Annotated in this window: 8 protein-coding genes and 1 pseudogene; 4 read left to right on the top strand and 5 right to left on the bottom strand. The window is 60.0% G+C overall.

Annotated features, from left to right (window positions below; all coding sequences use genetic code 11):
* The 4 genes and pseudogenes from H1Y01_RS15685 to H1Y01_RS15670 form a co-directional block, all read left to right on the top strand.
* Positions 1–755, top strand: a pseudogene (locus tag H1Y01_RS15685) (vWA domain-containing protein); the annotation flags it as partial.
* 19 nt (positions 756–774) lie between these two features.
* On the top strand, positions 775–1,338 hold the full coding sequence (locus H1Y01_RS15680; protein ID WP_437179971.1) for a 2Fe-2S iron-sulfur cluster-binding protein: 564 nt from the start codon (positions 775–777) through the stop codon (positions 1,336–1,338).
* A complete protein-coding gene (locus tag H1Y01_RS15675) occupies positions 1,338–2,327 on the top strand; it encodes an FAD binding domain-containing protein (RefSeq protein ID WP_180541451.1) in 990 nt (329 codons plus the stop codon). Before H1Y01_RS15680 ends, H1Y01_RS15675 begins: the two co-directional genes overlap by 1 nt.
* Position 2,328: 1 nt before the next feature.
* Positions 2,329–4,569, top strand: coding sequence for a xanthine dehydrogenase family protein molybdopterin-binding subunit (locus H1Y01_RS15670; RefSeq protein WP_180541450.1), 2,241 nt, complete (start codon positions 2,329–2,331; stop codon positions 4,567–4,569).
* Positions 4,570–4,661: 92 nt separating this feature from the next.
* Here the strand turns inward: H1Y01_RS15670 and H1Y01_RS15665 are convergent, their stop codons facing one another.
* From H1Y01_RS15665 to H1Y01_RS15645, 5 genes are all read right to left on the bottom strand, one after another.
* Positions 4,662–5,822: a hypothetical protein gene (locus H1Y01_RS15665; protein ID WP_180541449.1), complete on the bottom strand. Its 1,161-nt coding sequence runs from the start codon at positions 5,820–5,822 to the stop codon at positions 4,662–4,664.
* Positions 5,823–5,843: 21 nt separating this feature from the next.
* On the bottom strand, positions 5,844–8,516 hold the full coding sequence (locus H1Y01_RS15660) for an alkaline phosphatase family protein (protein ID WP_180541448.1): 2,673 nt from the start codon (positions 8,514–8,516) through the stop codon (positions 5,844–5,846).
* A gap of 176 nt (positions 8,517–8,692) precedes the next feature.
* Positions 8,693–10,300 carry a multicopper oxidase family protein gene (locus H1Y01_RS15655; protein WP_180541447.1) on the bottom strand — a complete coding sequence of 536 codons (1,608 nt, stop codon included), beginning with the start codon at positions 10,298–10,300 and terminating at the stop codon, positions 8,693–8,695.
* Positions 10,301–10,441: 141 nt separating this feature from the next.
* Positions 10,442–11,200 (bottom strand): LytR/AlgR family response regulator transcription factor, encoded by a 759-nt coding sequence (locus H1Y01_RS15650; protein ID WP_180541446.1) that lies wholly within the window; start codon positions 11,198–11,200, stop codon positions 10,442–10,444.
* On the bottom strand, positions 11,194–11,658 hold a 465-nt coding region (locus H1Y01_RS15645), incomplete at its 5' end, for a sensor histidine kinase (protein ID WP_367399793.1). The genes H1Y01_RS15645 and H1Y01_RS15650, both read right to left, overlap by 7 nt.

Raw genomic sequence — 11,658 nt, 5'->3', positions numbered from 1 at the left:
GACCTGGCTACCGGAATTGAGTCGTCCGGGACTTCGAAGCAATACGAATTCGGCGACACGCTCAACCTGGATGTCAGCGAGACGCTGTTCTCGGCGGTGCGCCGGGAAGGCGTGCAGGTTCGCTGAACCTGGAGTATGAGGATCTGCACGTCCATCAGTGCGAATATCAAAGCTCGTGCGCGACGGTGTTGATGCTGGATTGCAGCCACAGCATGATCCTGTACGGCGAGGACCGGTTCACGCCGGCGAAAAAGGTTGCGATGGCTTTGGCTCACCTGATTCGCACGCAATATCCGGGTGACACGCTGCGCTGCGTCCTGTTCCACGATTCCGCCGAGGAACTCGACATCAGCCAGCTCGCGCGCGTCCAGGTCGGACCTTATTACACCAACACGCGCGACGGTTTGATCCTCGCGCAGCGGCTGCTGGAGCGCGAGCGGAAAGACATGCGCCAGATCGTAATGATCACCGACGGCAAACCGAGCGCGCTGACCCTGGAAGACGGGCGCATGTACCGCAATGCGTTCGGGCTCGACCCGCTGGTGATCAGCAAGACGCTCGAAGAAGTCAACCGCTGCCGCAAGCAGGGCATTTTGATCAACACCTTCATGCTCGCCAGCGACTACGGCTTAGTGAACTTCGTCCAGAAGGTGACCGAAATCTGCCGCGGGAAGGCGTATTTCACCACGCCTTACAATCTCGGCCAATATCTTCTGATGGATTACATGAATCGGAAAACGCGCACGATTCACTAGCCCGTCCGATTCCTCACCAATCCGCGCGATTCTCTATACTCGGGCCATGGGCCAGATTGCGACACCCAACCCAACCAGCGCCACTGTTTCCGTAACGCTACGTATCAACGGCGAAGAGCGAAATCTCCAGCTCGACCCCCGAACCACCCTGCTTGACGCCCTTCGGGAACAACTCGCGCTCAGCGGAAGCAAGAAAGGCTGCGATCAAGGCCAATGCGGCGCATGTACCGTTCACATTAACGGGCAGCGCGTGCTCGCCTGCCTGTCGCTTGCCATCGCGCACCAGCATGACGAAATCACAACCATCGAGGGGTTGGCCGATGGCGGCGAACTCCATCCCATGCAGGCCGCCTTCATCGAGTGCGACGGTTTCCAGTGCGGCTATTGCACTCCGGGCCAGATCATGTCCGCGGTCGCGATGCTCGAAGAAGCCGCCAGACAAATTCCAAGCCACGCTGACGAACTTTCGCTCGAAGAAATTCGCGAGCGCATGAGCGGGAACATCTGCCGCTGCGGCGCCTACCCGAATATCGTCGAGGCCATCCGTCACGCGCAGACGATCGGCAAGAAAGGACGGTCATAATGCACCCCTTCGAATACGTCGAAGCAACCGACCCGGCCGCCGCCATCCACGCTGCCGGCGAAGGCGCGCAATCCGTCTTTTTCGCCGGAGGCACCACGCTCATCGACCTCATGAAGCTGGACGTGATGACTCCGGCCAAACTCGTCGACGTCAACCACCTGCCGTTCTCGTCCATCGAAGAACAGCCGGATGGAATCCTGATCGGCGCCAACGTGCGTAACAGCGATCTCGCGCATCACGCCACCATTCGCGAGCAGTACCCGGTTCTCTCCGAAGCGCTGCTGGCCGGCGCGTCCGCCCAGTTGCGCAACATGGCGAGCACCGGCGGCAACCTGCTGCAGCGCACGCGATGCACGTACTTTCGCGACATTAACTCAGCCTGCAACAAACGCCAGCCCGGCTCGGGATGCGACGCAATCACCGGCGTCAATCGCATGCACGCGATCCTAGGAACCAGCGATTACTGCATCGCGACCCATCCTTCCGATATGTGCGTTGCGCTGGTAGCGCTCGACGCCGTCATTCACACGCAAATGCACAATGGAACGAAGCGGCAGATTCCGATCACCGAGTTCTATCTGCTGCCGGGAGAAACGCCCGAACGCGAAACGGTTCTGAATCGCGCCGAACTCATCACCCACGTCCATCTACCCGCCAACCCAATGGCGCGCCGGTCGCACTATCTGAAGGTGCGCGATCGGGCGAGCTACGAGTTCGCGCTGGCATCGGCTGCGGTCGCTCTGGAAACAAAGGGCCAAACAATCACCCGCGCAAGCGTAGCGTTAGGCGGAGTCGGAACCGTTCCCTGGCGTTCGAAGGAAGCGGAGGCCGCACTCACCGGCAAACCCGCCGAACGCGTTACCTTCGAAGCCGCGGCCGACGCCGCGCTCGCGCCAGCCAAACCACAGCATCACAATGCGTTCAAAATCGAACTCGCCAAACGCACGCTCGTGTTGGCGCTGGAAGAATTGATGGCCCGGAGCTTCTGAAATGACGACCACACTGATCGGTAGTCCCGTCAATCGCGTCGACGGAAGAAAGAAAGTCACCGGCGCGGCTCAATATGCGAGCGAGTTCGTGCTCGGGGAAATGACACACGGCGTGCTCGTGAGCAGCTCCGCGGCCGGCGGCAAAATCAGGAACATCGATACCGCGGAGGCCAAACAAGCTCCGGGCGTCCTGCTCGTACTGACACATAAGAACGCGCCGCACCTCGGCAAAATGCCCAACGACATGATGGCTGGCGGCGTCGCGGCGGAAGCGCGGCCGCCGCTTTCGGATGACCAGATCCTCCACAACGGCCAGTATGTCGCCATGGTCGTCGCTGAAACGTTGGAGCAGGCGCGATACGCCGCTTCCCTCGTCAAGGTGGACTACACAAAGGGCGAACGTTTTGCGGTGGCAATCGAAGACGCGGAGGATACACGCTACAAGCCCGGGGACTTCATGGGCCAGCCGCTTACCTTCGAGCGCGGCCACTGGAAAAAGGAGTTCGAGAAGGCGGATGTCCGGCTCGACGCAACCTACAGCACGCCCACCGAACATCCCTGTGCGCTGGAGCCGCATGCCACGATCGCCTCCTGGTCGGATGACACGCTCACCGTCTATAACGCGACGCAATGGGTCAAGGGCGATCAAACAGTTCTCTCCGCGGCTTTCGATCTCAAACCGGAGAAAGTCCATATCATCTGCCCCTTCACCGGCGGGATGTTCGGATCGAAGGGCGCCACCGCGGCGCACACGATCCTGGCCGCCGCGGCCGCCCGCCAGTTGAAGCGCCCGGTGAAATGCATCCTGACGCGCCCGCAAGTGCTCACCGATGTCGGGCATCGCAGCGAAACCATCCAGCGCTTCCAAATTGGGGCCACGCGGGACGGCAAGATCACCGCAATGCGCCATCATGTGACCACGCACACGTCGCTGAAAGAAGAGTTCCCGGAGCCAGCTTCCATCAGCTCGCGCATGCTCTACAACATCGAGAACTACGCGACCGAGCACGACATGGTCCGCCTGAACGTGGTTAAGCCGAGTTGGATGCGCGCGCCCGGTGAGATGCCCGGCCAATATGCGCAGGAGAGTGCGCTCGACGAACTCGCGTATGAGCTGGCGATGGATCCGGTCGACCTGCGCCGCCGCAATCACGCGACCATCGATCTCACAACGAACAAGCCTTTCTCCAGCAATCATCTGCTCGAGTGCTATGACCGGGGCGCGGAACGTTTCGGATGGTCCGCGCGCAATCCCTTGCCGCGATCCATGCCGGACGGTAACGAGCTGATCGGTTGGGGCATGGCGACCGCAACCTATCCCGGCTACCTAATGGGCGCCGCGGTCAATGTGCGGCTGGAAAGCGATTCCTCAGGCGTTCATGCAACCGTGTCGACTGCGGGAACCGATGTCGGAACCGGCATGTACACGATGCTGACCCTCGTTACCGCCGAAGCGCTCGGCCTTCCGCTGGAGCGCGTAACCGCCAAGCTGGGCGATAGCGACCTGCTGCAGTGCGCAGTGGCCGGCGGCTCAAACCTAACCGCGAGTACGGCGCCCGCCGCGACGGACGCCTGCACCGAGATCAAACACGAACTCCTGAAACTTGCGGCGGACGCGGCCGATGGCTTCACCGGCGCTCACAAACATGCCAACGAGTTCATTTTCAACAACGGCCGCGTGGCGCATCGGTCGGACCCCGCGCGAAGCATCGGTTACGCCGAGTTGCTCTCGCTGAACAAGCACCCGTTCCTTGAAGCGCAGGCCCAAACGAAACCCATCTTCGGGCACAACGACGAGTACTCCTTCCACTCCTCCGGAGCTCATTTCGTGGAAGTCCGCGTGACACCCGCGATCGGACGCGTCCGAGTTTCGCGAATCGTCAGCGTGTTCGATTGCGGCCGTATCCTCAGCGCGAAGACCGCGCGCAGCCAGTTCATGGGCGGCATCGTTTTCGGTATCGGGGCGGCGCTAATGGAAGAGCTGACTTACGATCGCGCGCACGGACAGCCCGTGAATGCGGACTTAGCCGGCTATCTTGTCCCGGTACATGCCGATATTCCCGAGATGGATATTAGTTGGATCGACGAACCGGATTATAACTTCAACTCGATTGGTTGCCGGGGAATCGGGGAGATCGGGATTACCGGAGTTCCAGCAGCTATAGCGAATGCGGTTTATCACGCGACTGGAAAGCGCGTGCGCGATCTACCGATCACACCGGACAAGCTATTAGCGACATAACTTGGAGCGCGACCGAAAGCAGCGGCACGGCTCGACTCCAGACCTATTCTGGTACTCAAGTCGCGCAGCTTGAGCCGACTGTGCGGTATCGCTTAGAACGGCCTGGGAGGGTACACTCCAATCGAGAGCCACGCTGCCGCCGGACTGCTTTCGATAGGTGAATTAGCCGTTTCCGCAAGCGTACACCCTCTTATCGTCTGCGTGAAGCGCAGCAATCCAATGTAGGACTTGTTATCCGTGCCGAGTTCGGGCACATAGATTAGACCGCCCGCGCCCTCGTCAAGTTCGGTGGCCACGGCGCCGATGTACGCGTATTTTGAGTAGAAGCCGCGGAGTGGGAGAGACGTACAGCCCGGCCGCACTTTGCCCGTCGACTTATCGAAAAACGCGGCCGTGATGCGCCCGCCGGAGCTGTTTGAGATGTATAGTAGGCGCTCGTCGGGGCTGAGCCGGACGCTGCTGGAATTCCACGCCCCGCCCAGATTGTAAACCAGGCCGGGCGTCAGCTTCCCCGAGGAAATGTCGGAGATTTCGACGGCGCTCGTGGTAGAGCCGCAACCGAAAACGGCAAAGTGACCGTCGCGAGTGATATCCACTGCGTCGGAAACGCAGTCGGCTTTTGCCCCGGCGTCGAACCGGGCGTCTCCATTCGAAACCGGAATACCGCCAGCAATGTTGAAAGATTCGACGGAACCATCGCCATAAGCGGTCACCAGCAAGTTCCCATGGATCGCCATACCTTCCGCAGTGCCGCCACTCAAACCCTGGGCGTGGCGATCGCCCACAAATTCTAGAGCGCAGTCCGGCCGGATCCGAAAGGTTCCGATGTTGCCGGAACCCGAGAAGGCGGCGTAGAGATAAGTGTCGCTAGCGGCGAGGCCGATGCCGTCGGTAGCCAAGATGTTATCGCCGTGTGAGCCGTGAAAGGGCCCGGCCAGTTTGTGCGTGCGGGCGTCGATTCCGGATATCGTTTCGGACTGCGAATTAGAGGCGTAGATACAAGCTTCCCGGCCGCGAGGCGCGATCAGGATGCGGGAGGCGCCGAAATAACCGCCGGCCATGCCGTTTCCTCCCGTCGATACGCGCTCCGGATTGGTTAGGCTGCCATCGGCGGCAATGGCGTAAAGACTAACCGTATTGGGCGGAAACGGGGCCACCGTGTCGTCGTTAGCGGCCAGAAAATGCAAAGGGGCATCCGCGCCCCAGGCGGCCATGGCCAGTAAGGCCGCCGCCGGGAGCACAGTGAGGTTCAAATGCCGTACCGTCGCAACCGCCTAAGTTGTAATGGCGATGCCATCGAGGTACATGTACACGTAGTCCGAGGAGTAACCATTGCCATGCACGCCAAAGTACAGGCGAATGGTCTTGCCAATGTAGCTGCTCAGGTTATAGGTGACCTGAGTCCAGGCCTTTGCGTTGCTGCACACCTTCATAACAGTGGCATCGGTAGAGCCTGAGCTGCTCTGGATCAGGCATTCCTGGTAAGCGTATTCGATGCTATCGTCACTTCCCGGCCAATACCAGAAAGTAAGCGTGGCGGCTTTGGCCGTACTCGGAATGCTAATGGTTTGGTAGATGTAGCTGGTTCCATCCACCTCAGGCGTCTTGGTCTGGCCGAGCAGCGCACTATAGCTGCTGGAGTAGGTCTCGGCCGTCGTGATGGTGGGTTTCACCGGCCCGCCAACGGTCCAATCAGTGAAACTCCCGGTCTGGAAGCTGCCATTCTGAACCAGATTTGACGAGGCGCCGGTGACGGTAAGAGCTACCGAAGTGTTCGCCACCACGCCCCCTGTGCCGGTGCCAATCACGTTGACAGTATAGGTCCCCGCGGCAGCGCTGCTACTCACAGTTAGGGTCAAGGTAGACGAGCCTGAGCCCGGCGCGGGAATACTTGAGGGATTGAAGCTGCCGGTTACTCCGGAAGGCAAACCGCTGGCCGAAAGAGTGATCGAGCCGTCGAATCCACCGGAAGGAGTAGCGGTGATCGTAGACGTTCCGTTGGCTCCCTCTTGCACGGTGACGGCAGCGGGGTTCGCCGTTAGAGTGAAGCCCGGCGCGGCGCCCACAACCGTTAATGTGACGGTCGTCGTGGCCGTGTCGCCGCCCCCCTTGCCGGTGACGGTTATCGTGTAACTGCCGGTCGCCGCGCTGCTGCTGACAGTCAAGGTCAGGGTGGATGAGCCCGATCCGGGCGCGGCAATACTGGTTGGGCTGAACGCGGCAGTCACGCCGGTGGGCATCCCGGTAGCCGAAAGGGTGACAGCACTGTCGAATCCGGTGGGAATGCTCGACGTGATTGTAGAAGTCCCGCTGCTTCCCTGGTTTACCGACAGTGAACTGGGGCCCGCGGTCAGAGTAAGACTGCCGGTGCTGCTGGTGATCGTGAGAGAAACCGCCGTGGTTTCCGTCACCCCGCCTCCCGTTCCCGTTACGGTGACGGTGTAAGTCCCCGGGGCAGCAGTACTTCCGACATCGAGCGTCAATGTCGAAGTGCCGGATCCAGGCGCGGCAATGCTGGTAGGGCTAAAGGCCGCCGTAACGCCTGTAGGCAGGCCGCTAGCGGAGAGTGCGACAGCGTCGTCAAAACCCCCGGAAACCGAAGAAGTGATGGTGGAGGTCCCGCTGTGTCCGTCGGCTACGGAAACAGACGTGGGACTGGCGGAAAGCGCGAAGGCCGGAGAGCTGGTGAAATTGAAACACTGCGTCAAGTTACCGGTAGCCGGATTGCCATCGCGCGGCGGGAAGGGCGCGCCGTCGGTGGAGTTGTTGGTGGTGGGAGTGCTTGTGTTGAACGAAGAGTTGATGGAAGCCAGCGTGGGCAAGCCGTACACAGCCTCGATGAACTTCAATACCGAACCGTGACACTGGAAGACCGTGTCGATGTATCCGACCTTGGCAAACGGCGAGACGATCAGCATGGGCACGCGCACACCGGGGCCGTAAGCATCCAACTGCTGCGGAGGGACGTGATCGAAGAAGCCGCCCCCTTCGTCATAGGTCAGCAGAATGACGCTGCTATCCCAAGCCGGAGAAGCTTGTATCGCCTGGATGATCTGCTGCATCTGCCCTTCGCCGGTTTGAATATCTTCGGGTGGATGCTCATCGTTCGGAGATTCGTTGGTGATGAATACAACGTTGGCAAGCGTGTTATTGGTGCAATCGGTAGTGAACTGGGCTTGCGTTTTGTTTAGCTCGTTGTTCGAACCGCCGGTGGCCCAATTCGACCACAACGCCAGGTAAGAGTAGTTATCCGGGACCCCGAAGTTATAATTCGAGAAAGTCACGCCGTACTGGGTAAGAAGATCCAAAATGCACGGGTAAGTCGAGGAATCCAGTGTACCGTTGGTTTCTATGCAATCGCAGCAATTGCCTCCGCTGGTACCGGAGTAAAGGATCATGCGGTTAGGCTGAGTGTCGCTCAGCATCCCGCAGAAATAATTCGCGCACAATGTGTATTTCGGGAGGAGCGAGTAGTAGTAGGCGAGATCGGAGGCTTCGTAATATCCGAGCGCGTTCTCGCCGTTCGCCGCATACCACCCGTTCATCGCGCCGTTGGCGTACCCGGTGTGGATGGCGTCCCAGTCGTGATTGGGATCGGTGTTGTTGTCAGTCAGCGTTGTGAAATGAAAAGGCGCCTTGCCGCCGCTGGTATAACCGGCGGGTATGCCGTAACCGCTGGGTAGGCCGGAGTAGCTGCCGAAGTAATGATCGAAGGAGTGATTCTCCTGGCACAACACGAAGATGTGTTGCACTTGCGAAATGCCAAGGCCGCGTTCTTTTACTTTGGCCTTGGGATTTTTGCCTATCAGAGGAGCCGCCACGGCGGCCAGACCCACGCCTCCCAGTTGCTCCAGAAACCGTCTGCGGGATTGCAGGAAAGCACTGCTGCGAAGAAGAGCGCGCTTGCGAAGATCTCGCTGCGCGCCAGGAGAGTTCTTTTTGTCCACTATTATTCCTTGGTCTACGGGCGATCGCCGCTTCCGATATAAGCAGCTGTCCAGCAGGTAAGTTAGCAGAAAACCCCCCTGCGCTGTCAAGGACATTCCTTCACAGTCCTCTAGGTTGTGAATGGCGCGTATGGCGTATGACTAACGCGCGCCTCGTATGACTAAACTGTCACATGCTAGTTCGGATTCACTTGGACCGTTGCCATCATTCCCGCGTCTTCATGATCCAGAATGTGGCAGTGAAATGGGAACACGCCGACAATGCCCGGATCGCGAAAATCCAGACGCAATTTCACCGTGGGATACGGACCGGCGCCACCCCAAGCCGGCACAATAATGGTGTCTCTCCATTCGGGACGCGGCAACGTCTTGCCGTTCACCTCCAGAAACAGAAAGTGAATCTGGTGAATGTGGAAGGTGTGGACCTCGCCGGCATGATTGGCGATGGTCCAATCTTCTACGGCGCCTACCTTGGTGATCACTGCCGGCGGCGCCGCGGGATCGAAGACAGTGGGCGTGGCGCCTTCGACCGCCAGGAAGAAGCGCGTGGGACCGTTAGTGCCATTGGCTGCTTCCGCGAAATAGAAGCTGCGGCGCGCGCTCACGCGGCCGTTAGCCGGCCGTTTGAATGGCAGCGCGGTCCCGGGAGGCGCCGCCGGAGGTACAGTGGCATTCGAAGCCGCAACGAGCCTGGCCAATTCCTGCGGCGGATTCACGGGACCGATCTGGCCGGTATCGAAACCCTCTTGCCGGAAGGAAGCTACTTGACCTTCCGCCGGTCCGGCAACGATGAATTCCGCTCGGCCCCCGGGAGGCAATTCGATCTTGCTTAGTTGCACGCTGGACTCCACCGGAAAGCCGTCAAGCGCAATTAGCGTCACGTTTTGCGGAACGCCATCATAGACGAGCTCGAGTGCCAAAAAGGCTTGTGAAGCGGCGTTGGCGACGCGCCAGAATTCTTTCGCGCGGGGTTTCATTTGGATTACCGGCGAACGCCGTCGCGGATAAATGGCAGGCTGGAAGTTGACCGTAAGCCGGTTGGGTCCGGGCAGCCAGGAATCGGCGTCTTTGAATTCCTGGCGGATGACGAGAACCCGCTCGGGAAGTCCGGCGACTTCCGGCTTAACTTTCTCCATGCCGCTTACGATCATGGCGCCGGCCGCGCCGCCGTTCACCTGTAGCGTCGAGAAGCCGTGCACGTGCGGGTGATACCAGTACAGGCCGGGCGACGCGCTGCGCGGAATTTCGAAGCGATACTCGAACGGCGGCGCCGTGTTCGCAATGCTTGTAGTGAGCACGTCGTCCTGATGGCACTTCGGCGGAGCGCCCAGCCCGTGAAAATGAAGGTTCGTGGAAGTGGCCGACATCGCGCCGCCGGAGCACGCGTCCGGTGGCATCTCTTCCTCATGACTGTGCCCGGCGACGAGGCGGGGAGCGCCCGGCGGAACGTAAGTCAGGCGATTGGTCAGGTCCAACTCGAGCCGGTCGCCGGGATTGACACGCACCGTGGGCGCTTCCACGGGCCCCGAGGCGGATTGATAAACGTAGCACTCGTGCAGCGCCAGCTCATGCATCTTCTGGCTGCGAAGCGTGAAAGCTGCGCGGAGGACGCCATTGGCGCTCGATAGACTCGTTGGATTGCGGATAACGCCGTCGCTCGAGATCCGAGGGGGGCAGCCGCCGGTCTGCGCCGGCGCGCCTTGATTCAGCAGACAGAATGCCAAGGCAATGTAGAGCAGAGCCGTGCAAGCGGCGCGCCCGTGTGAATCTGATGTTAGATCCAAATTGAGAACCGCTTAGAGCGTTCATTATTGCATCTTCGACGGATGCGCCGCGCCATCGCGTCCGCGGTCTGCCGATTACGCCGCCCACACGCATTCCCTTCCGAGCCGCGAAAGCGACCGAGCGGTACTCAGGCTCACGCCTCATTGCCCTCCCGACGACAACCAGCGTTCTAACCGGTTCGCGTGAGTGCGGCTCGATCGGTGTTCGGACCCATCGGAAAGCCTGACAATGAATTCCCGGTTCTCGATGGAGCGCAACTCCACGATATTCCCCGCCTGCACGATTCGGGAACGATGGATACGCAGAAAATTCGACGGGTTGAGCCGCTGCTCCAGCGAAGCCATCGTCTCGCGCAGCAGGTATGCGCGGCCGTGCGCGTGCAACTCCGCATAATCCCCCGCAGCCCCAATCCATTCCACATCGTCCGCCTGAACAATCTGTATGCGGGGCCCGGTTTGCACTGTGAAACGGGAGATAAATTTCTCTTGCGTCTGATCGAGCATCTGCAAGACGCGTTCGGCCATCTTCGTCTTCAACGATGCATCGGCCAGCTTTCGCGCCCGGCCGATAGCGGCCGCGAAGCGCTCATCGTCCACCGGCTTCAGAAGGTAATCCAGCGCGTGTACCTCAAAGGCGCGCAGTGCGTGCTGTTCATACGCGGTCAAGAAGATTACGTTCGGCAGCTTCTCCCTTGGTACCGCGCGCAAAACCTCGAAACCATCCATTCCCGGCATCTGCACATCCAGGAAGACTAAGTCGGGCGAAAGGTCGAGTATCTTCTCGACCGCCGTTACCCCATCGCCGCATTGTCCGGCGATCTCGACATCCTTGAACTTCCGTAGCCTGAGAACGACCCCGCGCCGCGCCAGCGGCTCGTCATCCACAATAAGCGCTAGCACGCCGCTACCTCTTGCCGGCCAACCTTTCGGATAGGTAGCTCCACAGTAACGATACAGCCGCCGCGTTCCGGCCACTCCAGCCAAAACTGATGATCGTCCCCGTACAGGGTCTGCAACCGTTCGGAGATGTTGCGTTTGCCGATCCCATTCTCGCCTTCCCCGTGCTTACCGGGGCCTTGGCATCCCGAATTCCTGACGATAAGTCGCAGCCGCCCTTCGTGCAGCTCGCTCTCTATGTCGACCTTCCCACCTTCCGCAACACATGCCACTCCATGGCGCACCGCATTCTCGACCAGCGGCTGAAGTAACATGCCCGGTACCATGGCATCGAGCGTGTCTGGGCATATGTCTAAGTTCACTTCCAACCGGTCCCCCAGCCGGGTTTTCTCGATTGCAATGTACTGCTCCGTAAACGCCATCTCCTGTGAAAGGGGCGCCTCCACGCCGGCCTGGTTGTT

Origin of the sequence: Nevskia soli, assembly GCF_903970205.1 — a bacterium.
In the GTDB taxonomy this organism is placed as follows: Bacteria; Acidobacteriota; Terriglobia; order Bryobacterales; family Bryobacteraceae; genus Bog-113.
This window is presented reverse-complemented; position numbering and strand designations above follow the sequence as displayed.